Raw genomic sequence first — 22,312 nt, 5'->3', positions numbered from 1 at the left:
GCGCGCCACGGAGAACACGAAGCAGGGGCGGCATGTCGCACGTTGATCAGTCCGTCACAAACGAGGCCGTTATTCCAGTCGTGTCGTCGACGGTTTTCGACGCATCTCCGAGTTCTCGCCTGGCGATGGGTGTGCTGGCAGTGGATGGCGTCGCGGTGCCCGGGCTCGAAGATGAGTACCTCGCCCACTTTCGATTGAGAAAACGGGTCTACGTCGACCAGACCGGTCAACTCGCAGAGAAGGACCTGCTTCCCGACGGCACAGACCGCGATGCCGACGATTCCCGGTCGGTCACGTTCTGTGTGCTCGAGAATCATCCGAACGGAACGCGGGTCGTCGGTGTGTCGAGACTCATCGTGCGCGGTCAGGCTCGGCCAGGTGATTCGCTCCACGGCACTCCTCTGCCCGTTGAGGACTTCTGCCCGGACGCATTCGATGACGGCCCGCTGGCGTGGAACGCGGTCGAAGTCTCGCGAGTGATCGCACGGCACAAGGTTGCCGTGGTTCAGGAGTCGATCCAGTGGTATCTCTTCGCGCTTATGTTGGCGTATGTCACCAACCATGGTCTCGGTCGAGCGTTCGCCATCATCGAGCCGTGGTTCGAGAGACATCTGAAGAGCATCATCACGATCGAGCGCATCGGCGATGTGAGGTTCATCGAGCACTACCTCGATTACAACGTGCCGATCGAGATCGACGTCGAGGCGTCCACCGCCACCGTCACGGGTCGAACGAGCGGGCTCGTGGAACGCCTGTTGGCGGCGGGTCGTCGGCTCGTATTCGTCGGACGGGTGCCGAGCACAGCGACGAGCGTCGCATAGTGCCTCGCACGGTTCTCTCTCCCGAGTTCGCGCGCAACTACGGTTTTTGGAGCGAAGACGAACAGAGGGCGTTGATCCGATCGACGGTGGCCATCTGCGGCGCGGGCGGGGGCGGCTTCCAGTTCGGCCTCAAGCTCGCCCGCATGGGTGTGTCGTCATTCAGCATCGCCGATCCCGAAACATTCGAACCTCAGAACGCGAACCGTGTCGATGGTGCGGCGGTATCCACTTACGGGCGTAACAAGGCCGAGGTGTTCCGTGATCGTGTGCTCGACATCAATCCCGATGCCCGAGTTGCGGTGTTCACCGAGGGGGTCACCCCGGAATCTGTCGATGAATTCATTGCCGGCGCCCACCTCGTGGTCGACGAATCCGAGTCGACACAGCCGGAGATAGGCGTCCTGGTCGCGCGAGCCGCCAGGGCTCGAGGAATCCCCGATCTCATGGCGATGAACGTGGGTTTCGCTGCGCAGGTCACCTCGTTCGCGCCCTCCGGCCCGTGGACATTCGAGCGATTCATGGGTCTCGACGAACGCATGCCGTTGGATGAGATCGCCGAGCACAGCATGGATCTCGCCAGGAGTCTGCCCTATGTGCCGCCGTACTCCGATCTGCGGGCGCTCGCTGCGGTGCGGTCCAGGGATGGCGCCGGAGAATCTGTATCGCTGCCCTCTCTGGCGATCGGAATCGACCTCTTGTCGTCGATCGCCTCGGCGCAGGCGTTCCTCCATCTCACCCGGGGCATATCCGTTCGTCGTCCGTCTCCCGTCTGGGCGCCGCGCATCGCGTACATGGATTCGTACCGCTTCCGTGCGCGCGTGCTGAGATCAGGACGGATCAGCCATCTGCGCCACCTCGTGGTGGCGGCGGCTCGGCAGAGACTCGGCCGCAACCCATCTGCTTCGTATGCTGTAGCCGACATCGACCGACGAAGGGTTCAGGCCTCGTCGGAGTCGTGATGAGTTGACTCTCTTTCGAATATATGTTCGACTGACTGCATGCGGTGGAGCGGTCAAGCGTTAGCAACGACGGAGCCTTCGGCTCTTCCTGGCTTGGCGAAGCTCAACAATCTCGTGCGCTCGGTGCAGACCCCCGAGTTCGCGGGTGTCACGTTTCACGAGATCCTCGCGAAGTCCGCTCTCAACAAGATCCCGGGCCAGAGCACGTCGCTGCCCTATGGCTGGACCATCAATCCTTATCGAGGCTGCAGCCACGCTTGCGTCTACTGTTTCGCACGACCCACGCACACCTACCTCGACCTCGACGCCGGCGCCGATTTCGATGCCCAGCTGATCGTCAAGCTCAACGTGGCAGAGGTGCTCCAGAAAGAACTTCGGCGACCGGCGTGGCAGCACAGTCCGGTGGCGCTCGGCACGAACACCGACCCGTATCAGAGGGCTGAGGGTAGGTACCGCCTGATGCCGGGCATCATCGAGGCCTTGGCGCAATCGCAGACGCCGTTCTCGATTCTGACCAAAGGCACTCTTCTGCGACGAGATCTGCCGCTACTGGTCGAGGCGGGCGCCACGGTGCCCGTCGATCTGGCCATGTCGATCGCGATCTACGACGACGACCTGCAGCAGTCGATCGAGCCGGGAACCCCCTCCACACGAGCTCGCCTCGCGACCGTCACGGCAGTGCGCGAGGCTGGCCTCGACTGCAGCGTGTTTCTCATGCCGATCCTGCCTTACCTCACAGACACCAAGGCGCATCTAGACGACGCCCTGGGCCAGATCAAGGCCGCGGGTGCGACAACGGTTCTCTACACGGCGCTCCACCTGCGCCCGGGCGTCAAGACGTGGTTCTTCAGGTGGCTCCAGTCTGCGCATCCCGAACTCGTCGAGCAATACGGGCGCATGTACTACGGCGCCAACAGCTATGCGCCGAAAGACTATAGAAAGTGGTTGGCGGCGCGCATCCAGCCGCTTATTCGAGCTCACGGGCTTCAGCGGGCCATCGAAGACCCGGCCTCAGGCGGGATTCGAAGTTCGGCCATCGGGCGAGGCGACCGACGATCGGTGCGAGGGCCGGCGCCGTCGGCGGGGTCGATCATTCCAGAAGAGATCGACCAGGGGCAGCCGACTCTGTTCTGAGCTTCGTAACCGGCGACAAGAGCCCTTGTGCTTATCGAGTCCGGCATGATGCGCGAGCAACTACCCTTGGAGGCGTGGCGAAACTCTACTTCCGGTTCGGGGCGATGAACAGCGGCAAGAGCACGGCGATGCTCCAGGCTGCCTACAACTACGAGGAGCGCCAGCAGAACGTACTCATCGCCAAACCCTCGGTCGACACCAAGGGCGACACCCGCATCGTGTCTCGCCTCGGTGTGACGCGCGAGGTCGATTTTCTCGTGACTCCCTCGTCGAATCTCAGGGCGGACTTCATCGAGCGCCGCGACCTGTCGGTTGCGAATGGTTCGGGCGAGATCTCGTGCCTTCTGATCGACGAGGCGCAGTTTCTCTCACCCGAGCAGGTCGACGACGCCCTGCGCATTGCGATTCTCGACGATGTGCCGGTGTTGGCCTACGGTATTCGCACCGACTTCCAAACGTCGGCGTTTCCCGGCAGTGCGCGCCTTATGGAGATCGCGCACAGTCTCGAAGAACTCAAGACCATCTGTCGTTGTGGGCGCAAGGCCATCTTCAATTCGCGCAAGATCGACGATGTTTTCGTCTTCGACGGAGCTCAGGTCGCGATCGATGGTGAGCACGTGACCTACGAGTCGCTGTGCGGCGTCTGCTATCTCGAGGAAAGCGGCGGCGTGCTCGGAAGCGGTTCTTAGACCGAACGGGAGGGCAGCAGCTGGCTGATCACGGGGGCAAGGTATCTCGCCATCTCTGCGTGGCCGACGTCTGTCGGATGCACTCCGTCTGAGCCCACCTGACCCGCTGGTCCGGCGACCAGCCACTTGTCGGTGATCGTGTCGATGAAAGCGTTGCCGTCTTGCAGAGCCGCGTCTCGCACAGCGTCGCGCGCCGTCGTGATGCCTTTCGGCGGGGGCGTCTGGCCCCACGGGGATGCCACGGCGAGGATGACTGCCCCTGGAGCTTGCTCGTGGATGCGGGCGTATGTCTCGGCTGCTCCGGCCCGGATCTGCGCCGCCGTGTTGTCGGCGTCGTCGTCACTGCCCAGCACGACGACGACAGCGGCGTTCTGGGGCACTTTCTTCGCCAGGGCGAGGAAAGTGCGCGACTCTGTTCCGGCGGAGGCATAACCGGCGCCGTCGGCGGTCAGGGTCATGTACGGAAACCCGAGCTGGGCGGACAGCAATGACGGGTACCGGGCGATGCCGCCGGTGTCCATCGCTGATCCGCTCGTGAAAGAGTTTCCGATGAAGACGACGAGGGGTCGCTTGCCTACGACGTCTTCGGCTGCCGCCGCGGGCTGGGCAGAAGTGAAGACCCCGCCGAGCAGAAGAACGGTCACCGAGGCCACGGCGGTCAGGAGGGTCACGATGCCGTTCCGTCGCGGACTGCGGCGAGCGAGTGTGTTCACTCTCGAAATCTAGCGGAGTAAGCCGAGTGTCCTCTCGGAGCGTGACTACTCTGTGACCTGTACATTCCGTAAACACAAAGACTCCCTCTCGTGTGAGAGGGAGTCTTTGTGATGGTCGGGGTAACAGGATTTGAACCTGCGACCTCGTCGTCCCGAACGACGCGCGCTACCAAGCTGCGCCATACCCCGATCAGCCCGAAGGCCTCAATCATCCTAGCCGATTTCGGCAGGTGCCGCGTGCACGGGTCAGCGCGAGGAGGTGAGCGTGAGCAGCGTTGCCTCGGGCAGGCACGAGAAGCGGAAGGGCGCGTAGATCGATGTGCCGAGGCCTGCAGAGACATTGAGGTACGCCGCGCGCAGTCCGTGTCGCCACACGCTCAGTCCCTTGACCTGGTCTCTCGGGATATCGCAGTTCGTGATGAGCGCGCCGAAGCCGGGCACGCACACCTGGCCTCCGTGCGTGTGGCCTGCGAAGATCGCGTCTGCCCCGTGCGTCACGAATGAGTTCAGCACGCGCTGGTACGGCGCGTGCGCGACCCCGATGGTGAGATCGGCGGCGTAGTCGTCGTCTTCGTCTTCGCGCAGTTCGTCGAGAGCCCCCGGAATGCGGTCGAGCCTGTCGTAGTGGCGGTGAGGGTCGTCGACACCGAAGAACTCGATGCGAGTGCCGTTGACCACCAGATTCGTGGCGCGGTTGTTGAGGTTCTGCCAGCCCAGATCGGCGAACGTTGCTTCGAGCCGCTTCGTGTCGAGCCGCGTGGGGTCGCGATGCATCTTCGACGGCCCCATGAAGTATCGCAGGGGGCTTTTGAATGTCGGCGCGAAGTAGTCGTTCGAGCCGTTCACGAAGACGCCCGGGATGCCGCGTAACGGCTCGAGCGCGTATGCGATGGCATCGTACGACTCGGTGTGGCCGAGGTTGTCGCCGGTGTCGACGACCAGGTCGGGTTCGAGCAGGGCGAGTCGCCTCACCCACTCCTGTTTGTCGTGCTGCCACGGCGCCAGGTGCAGGTCCGAAATATGCAAGACCCGGATGTCCGCCGCGCCGGCGGGAAGCACGGGGGCGGAGACGCGGCGAAGGGTGAAGAGGTGGCGCTCCACAAGGGAGCCCCACCCGAAGGCAGCAGCTCCGGCCGCCACGGTCAGCCCGAGGGCTGTCGCGGCGGCCGTCGCCTGACGGGACAATGCCACCTGGTCGCTACTTCTTCTTACAACCGATGATGTATACGCCCTGGCTGGCGGGGTTCGCGAAGCTGCCGACGGCGGGTTCTGTGCCGATCGGTTTCTGCTCGTTACAACCGTCGCCGGTCACCTGGTACTTCGTACCCGCGAACTTCCAGCCCGCCTGGCCGAGCTTGTTGGCGGCGTCGCCGAGGGTGTTGGAGCCGGAGATCACATCGGGGATGCTCTTCAGTGCTCCATTGCTGGTGTAGACGGTGACGGTCGCACCCTTGGTCGCGTTTGTACCAGCGGCAGGATCGGTTCCGGCCGCTGTGCCCGCGGGGGCCTCGTTGTCGGTTGCTCCGCCGTCTTGGAACGTGAAGCCAGCAGCCTCGACCAGCGATTGGGCCTCAGCGATGGTCTTGCCCTGCACCGCAGGCACAGCGACCTGTGGAGCCTGGGTGAGAGACCCATCTGCCTTAGGGAACGCGACGCCAGGGAACTTCTGGTTCGCCTGACGCATGTACTGCGTCCAGGTGGGCCAGCGCATGTCTCCGACGTTGCCGTAACCGGGAATGCTCGTGTAGCGCACGGAGGTTGTGCCCTGCACATTGCCGACCCAGATGACGGTGGCGAGCGCGGTGGTGGCACCGGCAAACCAGACGTGGTTCTCACCGTCTGTCGTTCCGGTCTTTCCGAGGACAGGGATGCCGTCGCCGATCTGGGCGCCCGTAGCGGTACCGTTCGCCACGACCTGCTGCATGGGAATCGCCATGGTTGCGGCAACGTTCGGGTCGACGGCCTGCTTGCATTCGCCCGGGGGGATCGGAACGTCGGCACCCGCGGAATCGACGATCTGATCGATCGCGATGGGCTTGCAGTAGTTTCCACCGGCTGCGATACCGGCATATGCGGCCGCGACCGTCAGCGGCGCGACCTCGTTGATGCCGAGGACCGACGAGACGACCTGCTTCAGGGGTGCTCCGTCGGCGCGGTGCATGCCGAAGTCCATTGCGGTCTGGGTGATGTCGCACATGTCGAGCTTCTGTGCCATGGCGATGAAGGCGTTGTTGACGGAGTTGGCTGTCGCCGTGGCAACGGTCATCGATCCTGTGGGCCCGCCGTCGTTGGCGGACTTGTAGGTACCGCCTCCCGACCCTTCGCAGTGGTTCTTGAAGGTGGCGAGATTGAATGTCTGAACGCTTCCGTTGACTCGCTCGTTGATCGAGTGTCCGGTCTTCAGCCACTGTGCCAGCGTGAACGCCTTGTACGTGGATCCCGAGGGGAAGCCGGTCGATCCGCCGTAATCGTAGTCGGTGCTGAAGTTGATGGATGTCTCTTCGGGACTCGCGCCTTCGGCCGGATTGAAGACCTTGTTCTGAACCATCGCGAGCACTCGGCCCGTGCCGGGCTGAACGGTCACCATGGACGATCCGAGGTCCAGCTCCGCGGCTGTCTTCGGAACGTTCTCGAACATGGAATTGATCGCGGCCGTCTGCAGGTCGATATCGAGGGTTGTGAAGATCTTGAAGCCGCCGGTGCGGAACTTCTGCCAGCGGGTGTCTGCGTCTGCGCCGAACACGGGATCGTTCTTGACGATGTATGAGACGTAGTCACAGAAGAAGCCGGCGCCGATGTTGGCGTTCGCGGTCGTACAGCCTGTCGAGGGTTCGACGATGTTCGGTGTGACAGGCGTCGCCTTGGCCTCATCGAATTGGGCCTGCGTGATCTTGTGCTCTTTCAGCATGGCCGGAAGGATGTTGACGTCGCGCCTGGCCTGATTGTCGGCGATCTTCTGCGGCTGGTCGGGCTGGTCGATGCGAAGGCCGTTCGGCTCGTTGACCATGGCCACGAGGCTGGTCGCCTGGGCCAGAGTCACGTCTTTCGCCGAGACGCCGTAGTAGTACTGGGCGGCGGCCTCGATGCCGTAGACGGTTCCACCGAAGTTCGAGATGTTGAGGTAGCCCAGAAGAATCTGATCCTTCGTGAACTCCTTCTCGAGCCCGATGGCCAGCTTCATCTCTTTGAGCTTGCGGTCGACAGTGGTCTTCGTCGCGTCTTCGAAGGCCTTGTCGCGCTCGGCCTTGTCTTGGATCTCTTCGGTCTTCTGAATGAGGATGTTGCGCACGTATTGCATCGAGATGGTCGATGCGCCGGGGCCGTCGCCGCCGGCAGCGCTCTGAGCGGCGGCACGAGCCGCCGACACGATGTCAACTCCACCGTGCGTGTAGAAGCGGGGGTCTTCGACAGACACCACGGCATCCTTCACGAAGGGAGAGATCTGATCCCACCCGACCTCTTCGCGGTTCTGGTCGTAGACCGCTGCAAGAAGAACCGGGTTTCCGGCGCCATCTTTCGCATAGATCTCCGACTTCTGCGAAAGCACGTCGGGGCGGATGTTCGACGGCAGGTTCTCGAACATGCCGATGGAGTTGTTCGTGGCGATACCGGTGACTGCGAGCGCGGGGGCGACCATGGCCGTGACGAGAACGCCAGCAATGGCGCTCATCCCCGCGAGTCCAAGGATCGCTCCGATGACGCCGCTAACCTTAGATTTCTGGGCAGACATATGCTCGAGAGTAATCGATGATGCTGGCAAATGCCCAGAAAGGAACGCGGATGCCCACTTGGGAGTACGTCACAACACCGCTCATGATCCACAACACGACGGGAATCCTCAATACCTGGGGGGCGAAGGGCTGGGAACTCGTGCAGATCGTCACGGGCCCCGAGGGCGGACTCGTCGCCTACCTCAAGCGTCCCGTCGCCGCAGCGGGAGAGGCCTCCTGATGAGTGTGATCGCTGCGCGCCTCGCTGAGCTCGGAATCACCATTCCCACGGTCGTGCCCCCGGTTGCGGCATACATTCCCGCCGTGATCTCGGGCAATCTCGTGTTCACAGCGGGCCAGCTTCCGTTCGTCGACGGCAGCCTCGAATACACCGGCAAGGTCGGTGACGGCCACGAACTGGTCTCGCCGTCGATCGCGAAGTCGCTCGCGCAGACATCCATCCTCAACGCGCTCGCCGCCGTCGAGAATGTGATCGGCTCGCTCGACCGTGTGACGCGGGTCGTCAAAGTGACCGGATTCGTCGCATCCGACCCGTCGTTCACGGGCCAGCCCGGCGTGATCAATGGCGCATCCGAGTTTCTCGTCGAGCTGTTCGGCGATCGTGGCATCCACGCGCGCTCGGCCGTGGGTGTCGCCGCTCTGCCGCTCGACGCTCCTGTCGAGATCGAGGTGATCGTCGAGTTCGCCTAGGCGTTCCCGACTACTTCAGCCTGTCGGTGATGATCTGCATCACCTGCGTGTCTGCGAGGGTCGTGGTGTCTCCGACCTCACGGCCCTCGGCCACGTCTCTCAGCAGCCGCCGCATGATCTTGCCCGATCGCGTCTTGGGCAATTCCGCCACGAGAAAGACGGTGCGTGGTTTCGCGATCGCGCCGATCTGCTCGGCGACGTGGGCACGAAGCAGAGCGGATGCCTCGTCGGCCGTCGCGACGTCGGCCTGGCTCGCGCGCACGATCACGAAAGCGACGACCGCCTGGCCGGTCGCCTCGTCTTCGGCTCCGACCACGGCGGCCTCCGCAACCATGGGATGCGACACGAGCGCCGACTCGATCTCGGCCGTCGAGAGCCTGTGCCCCGACACATTCATCACGTCGTCGACGCGGCCGAGCAACCAGAGGTCGCCGTCGCGATCTCGGCGAGCGCCGTCACCGGCGAAGTACTTGTCACCGAACTTGTCCCAATAGGTCTCTTTGTAGCGCTCTGGGTCGCCCCAGATTCCGCGCAGCATCGATGGCCACGGCTCGCTCACCACGAGCAGGCCGCCGGAGTCGAGTCCGACATCGTGCCCTTCGTCATCGAGAACCTCGATCTGGATGCCCGGGATCGCGACCTGAGCGGAGCCCGGTTTGAGCGTGGTCACCCCGGGCAGGGCGGAGACCATGATGGCGCCGGTCTCGGTCTGCCACCAGGTGTCGACGATCGGTGTCTCGCCCCCTCCGATCACATCGCGGTACCAGATCCAGGCCTCTGGGTTGATCGGCTCGCCTACCGAGCCGAGCAGGCGCAGACTCGATAGATCGAACTGCTGCGGAATCTGTCGACCTGCCTTCATGAACGAGCGGATGGCCGTGGGCGCGGTGTAGAAGATCGACACGCCGTACTTCTGGATGATGTCCCACCAGCGGCCAGGGTGAGGGGAGTCGGGCGTCCCTTCATAGAGAACCTGCGTAGCGCCGTTGGCCAGCGGACCGTAGACCACGTAGCTGTGTCCGGTGATCCAGCCGACATCGGCTGTGCACCAGTAGACGTCCGACTCTGCGTGCAAGTCGAAGACAGACCTGTGAGTGAAGGCCGTCTGCGTGAGGTAGCCGCCGGAGGTGTGCAGGATGCCCTTCGGCTTTCCCGTCGTCCCCGAGGTGTAGAGGATGAAGAGCGGGTTCTCTGCCGGAAAGGCCTTCGCCACGTGCTCGTCGTCGACGGCGACCATCTCGTCGTGCCACCAGAGGTCGCGGCCCTCGGTCCATTCGACCTCGTTGCCGCCGCGTTTGACCACGAGCACGTGCGAGACGGTGCTTTCGCCGTCTGCCGCCAGTGCGGCATCCACGGCTTGTTTCAGTGGGAACACGGAGCCCTTGCGATACCCGCCGTCTGCCGTGATGACCAGCTTGGCGCTCGCATCATCGATGCGGCTGCGAAGGCTCTCAGCGCTGAATCCGCCGAAGACCACGGAGTGCACGGCGCCGATGCGGGCGACAGCCAGCATGGAGATGACGGCCTCGGGAATCATCGGCAGGTAGATCGCCACACGGTCGCCCTGGCGGATGCCGAGGCTCGTCAGCAGATTCGCGGCGCGTTTCACCTCGCTTGTGAGCTCGGAGTAGGTGTAGCTGCGCGAGTCGCCGGGCTCGCCCTCCCAGTGCAGGGCGATGCGGTCGCCGTTGCCGGCGAGCACGTGGCGGTCGAGGCAGTTGTACGCCACGTTGAGGGCGCCGTCGTCGAACCACTTCGCGAAAGGAGGATTCGACCAGTCGAGGGTGCGGGTGAACGGGGTGTGCCAGTGCAGCAGCTCGCGCGCGCGGTCTGCCCAGAACTGCAGGCGGTCGTTTTCTGCGGCTTCATAGAGGTCTGCGCCAGCGATCGCGTCAGCAGCGAACTGCTCGGTGGGCGGAAAACGGCGGGCCTCGTGGAGAAGGTTGTCGATGCGATTACTCATGGGTTTCAGTGCGCTCCTTTGCGACGGCTGATGCCAGCATAGCCAGGCTAGGACGGCGCGGAAGGAGGGCGATGTTGCATCGCGTTGCCCCCGGAAAACGGGCCTTCGCCGGGGCCCGCTGAGAAAAAGCTGAGGGAAGTTGCGGTTATGTTTCCGGCGAGTAAACTCGATCCCACTGGACCTCGTTTCCAGATGCAACGCACAAACGGATTCCCCCAATCCAGCGTTGCTACGGCGGCACCTTTTCCCCCCATTAGGTGCCGCCCCTTCTCTTTTAACCGCTCTCTTCGGTGTGTGCCGCGAGGCGTTCTTGTCCTCCCCATCTGAGCCTCGACTGAACCTTCCACAGTCTCGTGATTGTGTCCCCTGCGGCGCGCCCGCTGCTTCTACGGTCGTGGACATGGCGAGCAGACAGTACACGGAAGACAGGCCCGACGAGGCAGCGCACGTGCGCGAACCCTTCGTTGCAGCTCCCGTGCTGAGCGCGCCTCGACCCGTGCCCGCGCCGCCGTCCCCCACCGAAGGCGCGGGCACGGAGCCGCTCGGAGCGCGCCGACCGACTTCCGAGGTGCGCAACCGTGCCGGCGCATCCGACTTCGGGCCGCTGGCGGGGTATGTCGGTGACCCCGACGTGACCGATGTCTTCGTTAACGGCCCAGACGACCTCTGGGTCGACAGGGGAGCGGGACTCGTGCGGCAGGAGACCTGGTCGTGCCCGAGCGAGGCGAAGCTCCGTGAGCTCGCCGTGGCGATCGTCGCGCGTGGCGGCCGGCACATCGACGAGGCCACCCCGTGCGCCGATGTCCGACTCCACGACGGCATCCGGGTGCACGCCGCTCTTCCTCCGATCGCCCCGAGGGGAACCCTGCTTTCCATCCGGATTCCCCCGCTCGACCGCCCTCGACTTGACTCTCTGGCGGCCTCCGGGCTCTTCGGTGAAGGCGCCGAGGCTGAGGGCGCCCGCGCATTCATCGACGAGGCCGTGCGCAACCGGGCCAATCTGCTGATCACGGGTGCCGGGGGCAGCGGTAAGACCACGTTTCTCTCGGCACTTCTGGCGGCGGCCGATCCCGCAGACCGCATCATCGCGGTCGAGGATGTCGCCGAACTCCGCGTGGAGCATCCCCATTTCATCGCGCTCGAGACGCGCCAGCCGAACCTCGAGGGAGCCGGCGGCGTAGGGCTCGATCGGCTGTTGCGTGAGGCCCTCCGCATGCGGCCCGACCGGCTGGTTCTCGGAGAGTGCCGGGGCGGCGAGATCCGCGAACTGCTGTCAGCCCTCAATACCGGGCACGATGGCGGCGCGGGCACACTGCACGCGAATTCGCTCGACGACGTGCCCGCGCGCCTCGAGGCGCTCGGTTCCCTCGCGGCGATGAGTCCGCAGACGGTGGCCAGACAGGCAGTCAGCGCCATCGGCCTCGTGCTGCATCTCGAACGTCGCGGGCCGCGCCGGGTTCTGGATGCCGTGGGCAGGTTCGGCATCGATGCCGCCGGTCGTCTGCAGGTCGAGGCGGTCGGGTGATGGCGGCGGATGCTCTGTCTGTCGAGGCGGTCGCTTCAGTGGTGCAACGGCTCGCGGTGATGCTCGGTGCCGGAGTGGCGCCCACAAATGCATGGCGCTATCTGAGTGATGCGGGTGAGCCACGTGACCATGCGGTCGACACGGTCGCGCGATCTGTCATCGCCGGGGGCTCGATCCCGGCAGCGATCATGAGTGCGGCATCGTCGGCAGAAGCCGCTCAGGCTGGTTCGGCGTGGCGAGCGGTCGCCGCATCGTGGTTCGTGGCGAATGAGAGCGGGGCTCCGCTCGCGTCGAGCCTGCGTGAGACGGCTGACTCTCTTCGCCAGATCGGGCAACTCCATCGAGACGTCGATGCAGCTCTCGCAGGCCCCCGATCCACCGCGCGGTTCGTCGGTGTCATGCCCGTGCTCGGCCTGCTTTTCGGAACACTTCTGGGGTTCGACACGATCGGCGTCCTGTTCGGCACACCTCTGGGCATCAGCTGCCTCGTCGCCGGAGCTCTGCTCACAGCCGCCGCCGCGCGGTGGACATCCCGACTCGTGGCCAAGGCGAGGCCGAGCGAATCGTCACCGGGACTGACCGCACAGCTGGTGGCCATCGGTCTCTCGGGTGGCGGCTCGCTCGCACGCGCTCGCGGTCTGGCGACCGAGGCTCTGCGGCTGCACGATCTCGGTGAATCCGATGATCCGCAACGCATCGATCGGGTACTCGAGCTGTCACGCGCGGCGGGGGTCCCGGCGGCCGAACTGCTGCAGAGCGAGGCGCGGCAGCTCGGACGCGAGGCGACAAGCCGCGCGCAGTCGCGCGCCGCTGCTCTCGGCACGACCCTCATGATTCCCCTCGGAGTGTGTGTTCTTCCCGCATTCATGCTGCTCGGCGTCGCGCCGATGATGATCTCCATCTTCTCCTCCACCGTGGTCGGACTCTCGTGAGCCCGCACAGATCGAGTCCGGCCGCTGAACGCACGCACCTGCGCGGCGAGGCTTGGAGACCCCACCCCACTCGTGCCCAAACCGAAAGAGAGCGAGTAATGATGAGAGACCTGAACACGGCCCACCCGCGAATGGCGAGGTCGACTGATGCTGCAGTGCAGGCGCTGGGCGACGACGAGGGAGCCGCGACCGCGGAGTATGTCGTCGCCACGATGGCGGCCGTGAGCCTGGCCGGCCTCTTAGTGATGCTCCTGCGCGGCGATGCGGTGAAGCAGATCCTCATGGATCTCGTGCGCACAGCGCTGAGCATCCCCGGATAGGCGGGGCAGCACGATGCAGCAGATCCCCGTTCGAGTATTCGGTGCGCTCCGAGCGCTCCGCGCACTTCGTGCCGATGGCGGCAGCGTCACCATGGAGTTCGTCACAGTGCTGCCGGCGGTGCTCGTCATCGTCGCGGCCGTACTCGGAGGATTCCAGCTCATCGTGCAACAGATGCGGGTCGCCGATGGGGCATCATCGGCGGCCCGACTGCTCGGCCGAGGCGACGATTCAGGTGCGGCAGAGACAGTGACGAAACTCCTGGGAGACGACGCGGTTCTCGAGTCGAAAGTCGACGGCCGCTTCGTGTGCGCGACGGTCACCGTGTCGGCGACGGCCGGCCCGTTCGCGCTCGCCGCCATTCCCGTGACCTCGACCACGTGTGCGCTGGGAGGCGGGCAATGACCGTTCGGAGCCACATGGCCGACGACCGCGGCGCGGGGGGAATGCTGGCGCTGACGGTGGCCGCAGGAACGCTGGCCTTCTCACTCCTCGCCCTGTCGCTCTTCTCCGTCATGCCGGCCAAAGCAGGAGCGAATGCGGCAGCAGACTCCGCGGCGATCGCGGCCGCCGAGACCGCATCAGCGGGATCGAGCGCCCGGGCCTGCGACATCGCGGCGGAGGCAGCAGCTCTCAACCAGGCGTCGCTCCTGAGCTGCGACGTGGTCGGTGATGAGGCCACCGTGGCGGTCGGCCGTCAGATCTTCGCGACGACGTTCTCTGTGACAGCACGGGCAGCGGTGCCGCGACAGACCCAACAGGCATCCGATGCAAACGGGGCGATCCCGCTCGACGAGCTGGTGGTGATCTCGTATCCCGGAGTTCGCGCCGATCCTCCTGTCTACCTGCGCCCCGACGCGGCCGCCGCGCTCGTGCAGATGCTCGACGCCTACCACTCGCAGACCGGCGACTACCTTCCAGTCGACGAGGGCTACCGCGATCTCGCCGGCCAACAGCGCGCGTTCGACGAGTACGGCTGGCCTCGGGCGGCGATTCCCGGCACGTCGAATCACGGTCAGGCCCTGGCCGTGGACTTCGTCAATCCGCCCGTCGTTCGAGGCGGGGCGGCGCATGCCTGGCTCGTCGACAACGCTGCGCAGTTCGGCTTCGAACCACTCACCGATCCCGACGAGCCATGGCACTGGGACTACGAGGGGTGATGCTCCGTCGCTCAGCCCAGCCGAGACTCGATGAAGCGGTAGTCGACGGCCGACGGCAGCGCGGCGTTGTCGCCTTCGCCGTTGTACTCCACGCCGCTGCCCCGCAGATAGACGTAGCGCTTCGCAGTTCCCGCTGGGATCTCGAGCTGCGCGAGAGGTTCGCCCGCCTGGGTGAACTCCGTTCGAACGGTGCGACCTTCCAGTGGCCCGTCCGTCAGCTTGGCGGTGTAACTTCCGAATTCTGTCGTTGTCATTTCGCATCCTCTCCTATGAGGTCGCTTTCCATCTTCCTCACCCGCACGATCTTCGCAAGGGGGTTGCCGCCGCATCCTCGCCACTTGCGCAATTAGGCAATCAGGGTAAAGAGGTGTGTATGGTGTGGCAGATGGGCCATCAGTGCCCGCCGAACCCCGTCGAAGACGCTTACCCGAGATAATCGCGAGTGGTTCGATTCTCTTTATTCTTGCTGAGGAGCACAGTGCCAGGCCCGAAAAAGCTCGTGATCGTCGAGTCCCCGACCAAGGTCAAGTCCATCGCCCAGTACCTCGGCGACGGTTTTGAGGTGCAGGCGTCTGTCGGTCACATCCGTGACCTCATCGAGCCCAAGAATCTTCCCGCCGAACTCAAGACAGGGTCGCTCGGCAAGTTCTCCGTCGACGTCGAGAAGGGCTTCGCGCCGTACTACGTCGTGAGCGATGCAAAGAAGAAGACGGTCGCCGAGCTGAAGAAAGCGCTGGCCGGCGCCAGCGAGCTCTACCTCGCGACTGATGAAGACCGCGAGGGAGAAGCCATCGCGTGGCACCTGCTCGAGGTGCTGAAGCCCAAGGTTCCGGTGCATCGCATGGTGTTCCACGAGATCACCCGTGAGGCCATCGAAAAGGCTCGGGACAACACCCGTCAGATCGACGGAGCACTCGTTGATGCCCAGGAGACCAGGCGCATTCTCGACCGCCTCTACGGCTACGAGGTCTCGCCGGTGCTCTGGCGCAAAATCGGCCCGGGCCTCTCGGCCGGTCGTGTCCAGTCCGCTGCGACGAGGCTCGTCGTCGAGCGTGAGCGCGAGCGGCTCGCGTTCACTGCGGCCGGGTACTGGGACCTCACGGCCCAGCTCTCTCCGGAACTCGATCAGTTGTCGAAGTCGGAGGGTTTCGAGTCGAGACTTGCCCGTATCAACGGAGAGCGCGTCGCCTCCGGCCGCGACTTCGATGAGAACGGCAAGCTCAAGTCGAAGGCGACGCCCCTCGACGAGGCCGGTGCGAAGGCGCTCGCAGCCGCGCTGACTGCTCCCGGCGTGAACATCGCGGTCTCATCGGTCGACTCGAAGCCCTACACCCGCCGCCCAGCCGCCCCGTTCACCACGTCGACGCTGCAGCAGGAGGCGTCGCGCAAGCTTCGCTTCTCAGCTCGGCAGACCATGAGTGTCGCCCAGTCTCTCTACGAGAACGGGTACATCACCTATATGCGAACCGACTCGCCGTCGCTGTCGCAGCAGGCGCTCAACGCCGCACGGTCGCAGGCCAAGTCACTATATGGAGCCGAGACCGTTCCCGACAAGCCTCGCCTCTACGCCGGCAAGAGCAAGAACGCGCAAGAAGCCCACGAGGCTATCCGCCCGGCGGGAGAGACGTTCCGTACGCCGACCCAGCTGGCCTCCACTCTGCGCGGCAACGACTTCAAGCTCTATGACCTGATCTGGAAGCGCACCGTCGCCTCGCAGATGGCTGACGCGAAGGGTGTGACGGCATCCGTCACCATCGCCGCCGGCCCCACCCTCGTCGAGGGCATGACCGAGCCCGCGCTCGCCGAGTTCACCGCGAGCGGAACCGTCATCACTTTCCGCGGCTTCCTGCACGCCTACGAGGAAGGCCAGGACGAAGACCGCAACGGTCCCGCCGAGCCTGCCGAGGCCAAGCTTCCGCCACTCAAGGAGGGTCAGCTGCTGCGCGCCGTTTCGGTCGACGCGGCGGGTCACGAGACCTCGCCGCCGCCCCGGTACACCGAGGCGAGCCTGGTGAAGACGCTCGACGAACTCGGCATCGGCCGCCCGTCGACGTACGCATCGATCATCTCGACCATCATCGACCGAGGGTACGTGTCACCGCGAGGCCAGGCACTCGTGCCGAGCTGGATAGCGTTCTCGGTCGTGCGGCTCCTGGAGGATTACTTCGGCGACCTGGTCAACTACGACTTCACCGCGACGCTCGAGAACGACCTCGACCGCATCGCCGGGGGAGAAGAAGATCGAGTCGACTGGCTCAACGGTTTCTACTTCGGCAACGAGGGTCACCGGGGCCTTCGCAACGTCATCGACAATCTCGGCGACATCGACGCCCGCACCGTCAACTCCGTCGTCATCGCGCCGGACATCACTCTCCGCATCGGCAAGTACGGCCCGTATCTCGAGGTGCGGGAGGAGGGCGCCGCGGAAGACGCCGTGCCGCGCAGGGTGAACATTCCCGCTGATCTCGCTCCCGACGAGCTGACCGAAGCGAAAGCCCGTGAGCTCATCGACGCTCCCGTGGTCGTCGATCGCATCATCGGGGTGAACCCGGAGACAGGCAAGAACGTCGTCGCGAAGGACGGCCGGTTCGGTCCCTACGTCACCGAGGTCGACCCCGAGCCCGAGACGCCGGTCGAGGCGGCAGCCGCTGTCGTGGAGGCCGCGCCTGCGGTCGCCGCTGACGGAACGGCCAAGAAGGCGCCCGCTCGCAAGCCGGCGGCCAAGAAGAGCACGGCTCCGAAGCCACGCACCGCGTCTTTGTTCAAGTCGATGGATCTGGCGACGATCGATATCGAGACCGCCCTCCGTCTGCTCGACCTCCCTCGCGTTGTCGGCGACGACCCGGAATCGGGAGAGCCGATCACCGCGCAGAACGGCAAGTTCGGGCCGTACCTCAAGAAGGGCACCGACACCCGGTCGATCACCAGCGAAGACATGATCTTCGAGATCGACCTGCCCGGCGCCCTCGAACTGTTCGCACAGCCGAAGTACGGGGCGCGGCGTGCCTCGTCGGCCCTGAAAGAATTCGAGGCAGACCCCGAGAGCGGCAAGCCCATCCGCATCAAAGACGGACGGTTCGGCGCCTATGTCACCGACGGAGTGACGAACGCCACCATCCCTAAGGGCGAGACCGTAGAAGAGGTCGACTTCGAGCGGGCAGTGCAGCTGTTGGCAGACAAGCGCGCGAAGGGTCCGGCGGCACCGCGCAAGACCGCCGCCAAGAAGGCCCCGGCCAAGAAGGCTGCTGTGAAGAAGCCTGCGGCGAAGAAGGCCCCCGTCAAGAGGGCCGCTGCATCGAAGACCGACGGCGCGACCACGGCCACGAAACCGGCTGCGCGCAAGGCCCCCGCGGCAAAGACCACGGCAGCAAAGACCACGGCAGCCAAGACTGCTGCGACGAAGGCCGCGCCCACGACGTGACCGCACCCGGACTCTTCATCACGCTCGAGGGCGGCGACGGCTCGGGCAAATCCACCCAGGCCGCGCTCCTCGAGCAGTGGCTCGACGGCAAGCACCGCACCGTCGTGCGCACCCGCGAGCCCGGCGGCACAGACTTCGGCACAGAAGTGCGCGAGATCGTGCTGCACAGCCGCGGGCACATCAGCCCCCGGGCCGAAGCGCTTCTCTATGCGGCCGATAGGGCACATCACATCAGCACGAAGGTGCGACCGGCGCTCGAACGCGGTGACGTGGTCATCCAAGACCGATATCTCGACTCCTCGGTGGCCTACCAGGGTGCTGGTCGCGTTCTCGACTCCGCCGAGATCAGGAGTCTTTCTCTCTGGGCGGCGGAAGGTCTTCTGCCCGACCTCACGATTCTTCTCGACCTCGACGAGCACGAGGCGCGCGCGCGACTCGATGGATCGCGTACCCGCTTCGATCGGCTCGAGAACGAGAAGAGCGAGTTCCACGCCCGAGTGCGGGCTGCGTTCCTCGCCCTTGCCCGATCCGAGCCTGAGCGGTTCCTTGTGCTCGACGCAGCGCAGTCGCCCGAATCGCTCGCCGCACGGATCCGCGCGGCAGTCGAGCCGCTTCTCGAGGATGCGTCGTCGGGAACGGACGCATCCTGAGCCCCCTGTCGTCGGCTCCGGGTAGGTTGTCTTTATGACCGTGTGGAGCGACTTGACCGGCCAAGACGATGCGATCGCCATCTTCCGAGCCGCTGCCGACCCCGCGAACTCGGGCGATTCGATGACGCACTCCTGGCTCATCACCGGTCCTCCCGGTTCGGGGCGTTCGAACCTCGCCTACGCGTTCGCTGCGGCTCTGCTCAGCAGGCATGGCGCCGACGGCGATCCTGCCACCACCCGTCAGGTCGAAGCCCGCACTCACCCCGACCTTGCCGTGCTCACCACCGAGAGAGTCATCATCTCGATCGAGGAGGTGCGCAAACTCGTGTCGATTTCGCAGTTCTCTCCGTCTGTCGGCCGGTATCGAGTGATGGTCATCGAAGACGCCGACCGCATGGTCGAGCGAACCAGCAACGTGCTGCTCAAGGCGCTTGAAGAACCGCCAGAGCGAACGGTATGGATCCTCTGCGCACCCAGCGAGGCCGATCTCATTCCCACGATCCGCTCTCGAGTTCGCTCGGTGCGCCTGCGAGTGCCGAGAGTCGACGAGGTCGCGGCACTCATCGAGCGGCGCGACAAGGTCGATCCGCAGGTCGCAGAGCGAGCGGCTCGTGAGGCGCAGAGCCATATCGGCATGGCTCACCGCCTGGCCACGAACGACGAGGCGCGCGCCCGACGCGACGAGACGTTGAGTCTTGCCCTGGGCATCCAGAACGTGCCGCAGGCCGTCGTCGCGGCCTCGCGTCTCATGGAGATCGCAGGCGACGATGCCAAGGCGATCACTCTCGAGCGCGACGCCGAAGAGCGCGAGAGCGCGCTGCGCTCGATGGGTGTCGAGGCGGGGCAGGCGGTGCCACCTGCTCTCCGTTCGCAGATCAAGACCCTCGAAGACGATCAGAAGCGCCGGGCCACCCGCAGTCTTCGCGACGGACTCGACCGCATTCTCGTCGACATCATGTCGCTCTATCGAGACATACTCCTCGTTCAGTTGGGCTCGGGGCTGCCGACGATCAATTCCGCCATCCAATCGCGGCTCGACGAGGTCGCGTCGGGCAGCGATCCTGCCGACACGCTGGCGGTGCTCGATGCGCTGGCAGTCGCCCGTCGTCGAATCGCTGCCAACGTCGCTCCGGCCCTCGCACTCGAGGCAGCTCTCATCACCGCCACTCGCCAACGAAGGACAACTCCGTGACAGTCACCACTCCGCGCCGCAAGCGACGGTTCGTCTCTCTCGCCGTCGCCGCTCTTACCGTCACCGTTCTCGTCTCCGGCTGCTCGACGTGGTTCGTCGATCGCACCTCGTCGGGTGGCAGCGACAAGCCTGTGGCCGAGTCGACCCCGTCGGCCGAAGACGTCGATGCCGATCTCCGCCCGTTCTACGATCAGGTGCTCACCTGGACGGACTGCGGCGACGGGCTGCAGTGCGCCGAGGCCAAGGCCCCGCTCGACTGGACGAACCCCTCTGAGTCAGACGTCTCGCTCGCGCTCGTGAAGCATCCTGCCAGCGGTCCGGGCGCCCGTCTCGGCTCGCTGCTCGTCAACCCTGGAGGCCCCGGAGGTTCCGGCTACGACTTCATCAAAGACAGCCTCGACTTCGCAGTGAGCGATGCGCTGCAGGCCCAGTACGACGTGGTCGGTTTCGACCCGCGAGGCGTCGGCCGCTCGTCTGCGGTCAGCTGCCTCACCGACAAAGAGATGGACTCGTACCTCTACGACATACTCCCCGGCGCGCGGGGCTCGCAGCAGTGGCTCGACGCGTACACGGCATCGGCGGCTCAGTTCGCGACCTCGTGCGAGAAGAACAGCGCAGATCTGCTGGGGCACGTCGACACGGTCAGCGCGGCCCGCGATCTCGACCTGCTGCGCGCCACACTCGGCGACAGCAAGCTCAACTACCTCGGATACTCCTACGGAACGTTCCTGGGGTCGACCTACGCTGATCTCTATCCGCAGAAGGTCGGCAGGCTCGTGCTCGATGGCGCCCTCGACCCGACGTCGAGCAACTTCGACGTCAGCGTCGGTCAGGCCGTCGGCTTCGAGAACGCGTTGAAGGCCTACCTCACCGACTGCCTTACGAAGTCGTCGTGTCCCTTCGAGGGCAGCGTCGACGACGGCATGGCGAAGATCGGCCAGCTGATCGCACAGGTCGACGCCAGCCCGATCAGGGCGTCGGATGGGCGTGAGCTGGGCTCGTCGACCATGCTCACGGCGATCATCTACCCGCTCTACAACGCAGAGAACTGGAGCTACCTGAGCGACATGTTCTCTGACGTCTTCGCCGGGAATGCCGATTACGCCATGCAATTCGCAGACGGGTACAACGGCCGTGGCGCCGACGGCAGCTACAAAGACAATTCGACCGAAGCCTTCATGGCGATCAACTGCCTCGACTACGCGTACACGAACGATCCGGCTACGGTGCAGAAGCAGAATGCCGACCTCGTTGCCGCCGCCCCGACCGTCGGTCCGTGGTGGAGCTACGGCGACATCTCGTGCGATGCCTGGCCAGACAAGACCACGCGCACGCCCCACGCCGTGACGGCGCAGGGGGCCGCGCCGATTCTGGTCGTCGGCACCACAGGCGACCCGGCGACACCGTATGCCTGGGCCGAGGGCCTCGCCGGCCAGTTGTCGAGCGGTCACCTGATCACCTTCGTCGGAGAGGGACACACGGCCTACGGCACGTCGAGCTGCGTCAAGAAGACCGTCGACGCGTACTTCCTCGAGGGAACCGTTCCCGCGTCCGATCCGCGATGCACGAGCTGACCATGACATCCGCAGTTCTAGACGAAAGCGTCGGCCTCCGTGAGCGAAAGCGGCGCGCCACGAGCCGCAGCATTCAATTCACGGTGCTCGAGCTTGCAGCGGAGCGCGGTCTCGACCAGGTGACGGTCGACGAGATCAGTCGGGTCGCCAACATCTCACCCCGCACCTTCTTCAATTACTTCCCCTCGAAAGAGGCCGCGATGGTGGGCGAGAACCCCCTGGCGGTGCAGTCCGAACTCATCGAGAGCTTTGTCGACGACGATTCCGACCGCGATATCTTCGATGGACTTCTCGAACTCATGCAGCACATGGCGATGCTCGGAACCGGAGATCGAGAACTACATCAACTCCGTCGCCAGGTCCTGCGCGATTATCCCGAACTGTTGGTGCTTAAGATCTCCGGCATGCGGGGATTCGAGGCCGTGCTGGCCGAGGCGATCGAGCGTCGCCTGATCGCCCACGGCGCCGCATTCGAATCGGCGGATGCCGGTGGCCCGCTCGAAGCACGAGCGCGGCTCACAGCTCTGGTCGCCATGGCGGCCATGCGCCATGCCTACACTCTGTGGGCAGACGCCGAAGATGAGGAGTCCCTGGCCGAGAAGCTCGTGGAGTCGTTCGCCCTGCTGAGGCACGTGCTCTGATCGGTGTCAGCGAACCCCGTCAACATCGGCTAGGATTTGTTGCTGTGCCATTCGCTGTGAAATGCGATGGCCAGGCCGCCTTAGCTCAGTCGGTAGAGCGATTCACTCGTAATGAATAGGTCATCAGTTCGATTCTGATAGGCGGCCCCACCATGAGAAAGCCCGGATGATCCGGGCTTTCTTTCGTTGGGTGTCCGAC

The 22,312-nt window shown here is 64.8% G+C and carries 21 protein-coding genes and 2 tRNA genes; 17 read left to right on the top strand and 6 right to left on the bottom strand.

Translation table 11 applies throughout. The features are described from left to right. The first annotated feature begins 32 nt into the window (after nt 1–32). The 4 genes from B9Y86_RS02410 (at nt 33) to B9Y86_RS02395 (ending at nt 3,603) form a co-directional block, all read left to right on the top strand. Nucleotides 33–821, top strand: a complete 789-nt coding sequence (locus tag B9Y86_RS02410) for a GNAT family N-acyltransferase (protein WP_085482577.1) — start codon at nt 33–35, stop codon at nt 819–821. Further along, nucleotides 821–1,780: a ThiF family adenylyltransferase gene (locus tag B9Y86_RS02405; RefSeq protein ID WP_085482575.1), complete on the top strand. Its 960-nt coding sequence runs from the start codon at nt 821–823 to the stop codon at nt 1,778–1,780. Before B9Y86_RS02410 ends, B9Y86_RS02405 begins: the two co-directional genes overlap by 1 nt. Before the next feature lie 39 nt (nt 1,781–1,819). Next, nucleotides 1,820–2,914: an Rv2578c family radical SAM protein gene (locus B9Y86_RS02400; RefSeq protein ID WP_085482573.1), complete on the top strand. Its 1,095-nt coding sequence runs from the start codon at nt 1,820–1,822 to the stop codon at nt 2,912–2,914. 74 nt (nt 2,915–2,988) lie between these two features. Beyond that, on the top strand, nt 2,989–3,603 hold the full coding sequence (locus tag B9Y86_RS02395) for a thymidine kinase (RefSeq protein WP_085482571.1): 615 nt from the start codon (nt 2,989–2,991) through the stop codon (nt 3,601–3,603). On the opposite strand, the gene B9Y86_RS02390 is transcribed toward B9Y86_RS02395, so the two are convergent. The 4 genes from B9Y86_RS02390 to B9Y86_RS02375 form a co-directional block, all read right to left on the bottom strand. Beyond that, nucleotides 3,600–4,316: an SGNH/GDSL hydrolase family protein gene (locus B9Y86_RS02390; RefSeq protein ID WP_085482569.1), complete on the bottom strand. Its 717-nt coding sequence runs from the start codon at nt 4,314–4,316 to the stop codon at nt 3,600–3,602. The two genes, B9Y86_RS02395 and B9Y86_RS02390, sit on opposite strands and share 4 nt — an antisense overlap. 112 nt (nt 4,317–4,428) lie before the next feature. Continuing rightward, nucleotides 4,429–4,505, bottom strand: a tRNA-Pro gene (locus B9Y86_RS02385). A 57-nt stretch (nt 4,506–4,562) separates the two neighbouring features. Next, nucleotides 4,563–5,501, bottom strand: a complete 939-nt coding sequence (locus B9Y86_RS02380; protein WP_085483720.1) for a metallophosphoesterase — start codon at nt 5,499–5,501, stop codon at nt 4,563–4,565. Nucleotides 5,502–5,514: 13 nt separating this feature from the next. Beyond that, complete coding sequence (locus tag B9Y86_RS02375; protein WP_176223226.1) at nt 5,515–7,986, bottom strand: transglycosylase domain-containing protein; 2,472 nt, start codon at nt 7,984–7,986, stop codon at nt 5,515–5,517. A 110-nt stretch (nt 7,987–8,096) separates the two neighbouring features. On the opposite strand from B9Y86_RS02375, the gene sp36 reads away from it, so the two are divergent. After that, entirely contained in the window at nt 8,097–8,267 is a 171-nt protein-coding gene (gene sp36, locus B9Y86_RS17465) for a Sp36 family protein (protein WP_170927111.1), read from the top strand. Further along, nucleotides 8,267–8,737, top strand: a complete 471-nt coding sequence (locus B9Y86_RS02370; RefSeq protein WP_085482565.1) for a RidA family protein — start codon at nt 8,267–8,269, stop codon at nt 8,735–8,737. Before sp36 ends, B9Y86_RS02370 begins: the two co-directional genes overlap by 1 nt. A gap of 10 nt (nt 8,738–8,747) precedes the next feature. Here the strand turns inward: B9Y86_RS02370 and acs are convergent, their stop codons facing one another. Continuing rightward, complete coding sequence (gene acs / locus B9Y86_RS02365) at nt 8,748–10,700, bottom strand: acetate--CoA ligase (protein WP_085482563.1); 1,953 nt, start codon at nt 10,698–10,700, stop codon at nt 8,748–8,750. Nucleotides 10,701–11,100: 400 nt separating this feature from the next. Between acs and B9Y86_RS02360 the strand changes: the two genes are divergently transcribed. The 5 genes from B9Y86_RS02360 to B9Y86_RS02340 all read left to right on the top strand — a co-directional run bounded on the left by B9Y86_RS02360 (nt 11,101) and on the right by B9Y86_RS02340 (nt 14,635). Next, the gene (locus tag B9Y86_RS02360; RefSeq protein WP_085482561.1) at nt 11,101–12,225 is read left to right on the top strand and encodes a TadA family conjugal transfer-associated ATPase; all 1,125 of its coding nucleotides are present in this window, start codon (nt 11,101–11,103) and stop codon (nt 12,223–12,225) included. Further along, complete coding sequence (locus tag B9Y86_RS02355) at nt 12,225–13,157, top strand: type II secretion system F family protein (protein ID WP_085482559.1); 933 nt, start codon at nt 12,225–12,227, stop codon at nt 13,155–13,157. Before B9Y86_RS02360 ends, B9Y86_RS02355 begins: the two co-directional genes overlap by 1 nt. A 131-nt stretch (nt 13,158–13,288) precedes the next feature. Then, on the top strand, nt 13,289–13,477 hold the full coding sequence (locus B9Y86_RS02350; RefSeq protein ID WP_139824746.1) for a DUF4244 domain-containing protein: 189 nt from the start codon (nt 13,289–13,291) through the stop codon (nt 13,475–13,477). 13 nt (nt 13,478–13,490) lie between these two features. After that, complete coding sequence (locus B9Y86_RS02345) at nt 13,491–13,880, top strand: TadE family protein (RefSeq protein ID WP_085482555.1); 390 nt, start codon at nt 13,491–13,493, stop codon at nt 13,878–13,880. Next, nucleotides 13,877–14,635 carry a M15 family metallopeptidase gene (locus B9Y86_RS02340; RefSeq protein WP_085482553.1) on the top strand — a complete coding sequence of 253 codons (759 nt, stop codon included), beginning with the start codon at nt 13,877–13,879 and terminating at the stop codon, nt 14,633–14,635. The genes B9Y86_RS02345 and B9Y86_RS02340 overlap by 4 nt, the downstream gene beginning before the upstream one ends. A gap of 11 nt (nt 14,636–14,646) precedes the next feature. Here B9Y86_RS02340 and B9Y86_RS02335 read toward each other — a convergent pair whose 3' ends face one another. Beyond that, nucleotides 14,647–14,889, bottom strand: coding sequence for a hypothetical protein (locus tag B9Y86_RS02335; protein ID WP_085482551.1), 243 nt, complete (start codon nt 14,887–14,889; stop codon nt 14,647–14,649). A 224-nt stretch (nt 14,890–15,113) separates the two neighbouring features. On the opposite strand from B9Y86_RS02335, the gene topA reads away from it, so the two are divergent. The 6 genes from topA (at nt 15,114) to B9Y86_RS02305 (ending at nt 22,263) form a co-directional block, all read left to right on the top strand. Beyond that, complete coding sequence (topA, locus tag B9Y86_RS02330; protein ID WP_085482549.1) at nt 15,114–18,056, top strand: type I DNA topoisomerase; 2,943 nt, start codon at nt 15,114–15,116, stop codon at nt 18,054–18,056. Then, a complete protein-coding gene (tmk, locus tag B9Y86_RS02325) occupies nt 18,053–18,706 on the top strand; it encodes a dTMP kinase (RefSeq protein WP_085482547.1) in 654 nt (217 codons plus the stop codon). The genes topA and tmk overlap by 4 nt, the downstream gene beginning before the upstream one ends. 34 nt (nt 18,707–18,740) lie before the next feature. Next, complete coding sequence (locus B9Y86_RS02320; protein ID WP_085482545.1) at nt 18,741–19,898, top strand: DNA polymerase III subunit delta'; 1,158 nt, start codon at nt 18,741–18,743, stop codon at nt 19,896–19,898. Beyond that, entirely contained in the window at nt 19,895–21,472 is a 1,578-nt protein-coding gene (locus tag B9Y86_RS02315) for an alpha/beta hydrolase (RefSeq protein ID WP_085482543.1), read from the top strand. Before B9Y86_RS02320 ends, B9Y86_RS02315 begins: the two co-directional genes overlap by 4 nt. A gap of 2 nt (nt 21,473–21,474) precedes the next feature. After that, nucleotides 21,475–22,113, top strand: coding sequence for a TetR family transcriptional regulator (locus B9Y86_RS02310; RefSeq protein WP_085483718.1), 639 nt, complete (start codon nt 21,475–21,477; stop codon nt 22,111–22,113). A gap of 74 nt (nt 22,114–22,187) precedes the next feature. Then, nucleotides 22,188–22,263: transfer RNA gene (locus B9Y86_RS02305), tRNA-Thr, on the top strand. The last annotated feature ends 49 nt before the right edge of the window (nt 22,264–22,312 follow it).

It is taken from the genome of Agreia pratensis, assembly GCF_900177685.1.
In the GTDB taxonomy this organism is placed as follows: Bacteria; Actinomycetota; Actinomycetes; order Actinomycetales; family Microbacteriaceae; genus Agreia; species Agreia pratensis.
The sequence above is the reverse complement of the archived record's forward strand: the minus strand, read 5'-3'. Positions and strand labels throughout refer to the sequence as shown.

What these genes read in the sequence shown, in the direction of transcription:
- B9Y86_RS02410 (WP_085482577.1), top strand. Translation starts at nt 33, where the DNA reads ATGTCGCACGTTGATCAGTCCGTCACAAACGAGGCCGTTATTCCAGTC.
- B9Y86_RS02400 (WP_085482573.1), top strand. Translation starts at nt 1,820, where the DNA reads ATGCGGTGGAGCGGTCAAGCGTTAGCAACGACGGAGCCTTCGGCTCTT.
- B9Y86_RS02375 (WP_176223226.1), bottom strand. Translation starts at nt 7,986, where the DNA reads ATGAGCGCCATTGCTGGCGTTCTCGTCACGGCCATGGTCGCCCCCGCG.
- sp36 (WP_170927111.1), top strand. Translation starts at nt 8,097, where the DNA reads ATGCCCACTTGGGAGTACGTCACAACACCGCTCATGATCCACAACACG.
- B9Y86_RS02370 (WP_085482565.1), top strand. Translation starts at nt 8,267, where the DNA reads ATGAGTGTGATCGCTGCGCGCCTCGCTGAGCTCGGAATCACCATTCCC.
- acs (WP_085482563.1), bottom strand. Translation starts at nt 10,700, where the DNA reads ATGAGTAATCGCATCGACAACCTTCTCCACGAGGCCCGCCGTTTTCCG.
- B9Y86_RS02360 (WP_085482561.1), top strand. Translation starts at nt 11,101, where the DNA reads ATGGCGAGCAGACAGTACACGGAAGACAGGCCCGACGAGGCAGCGCAC.
- B9Y86_RS02355 (WP_085482559.1), top strand. Translation starts at nt 12,225, where the DNA reads ATGGCGGCGGATGCTCTGTCTGTCGAGGCGGTCGCTTCAGTGGTGCAA.
- B9Y86_RS02350 (WP_139824746.1), top strand. Translation starts at nt 13,289, where the DNA reads ATGGCGAGGTCGACTGATGCTGCAGTGCAGGCGCTGGGCGACGACGAG.
- B9Y86_RS02345 (WP_085482555.1), top strand. Translation starts at nt 13,491, where the DNA reads ATGCAGCAGATCCCCGTTCGAGTATTCGGTGCGCTCCGAGCGCTCCGC.
- B9Y86_RS02340 (WP_085482553.1), top strand. Translation starts at nt 13,877, where the DNA reads ATGACCGTTCGGAGCCACATGGCCGACGACCGCGGCGCGGGGGGAATG.
- B9Y86_RS02335 (WP_085482551.1), bottom strand. Translation starts at nt 14,889, where the DNA reads ATGACAACGACAGAATTCGGAAGTTACACCGCCAAGCTGACGGACGGG.
- B9Y86_RS02320 (WP_085482545.1), top strand. Translation starts at nt 18,741, where the DNA reads ATGACCGTGTGGAGCGACTTGACCGGCCAAGACGATGCGATCGCCATC.
- B9Y86_RS02310 (WP_085483718.1), top strand. Translation starts at nt 21,475, where the DNA reads ATGACATCCGCAGTTCTAGACGAAAGCGTCGGCCTCCGTGAGCGAAAG.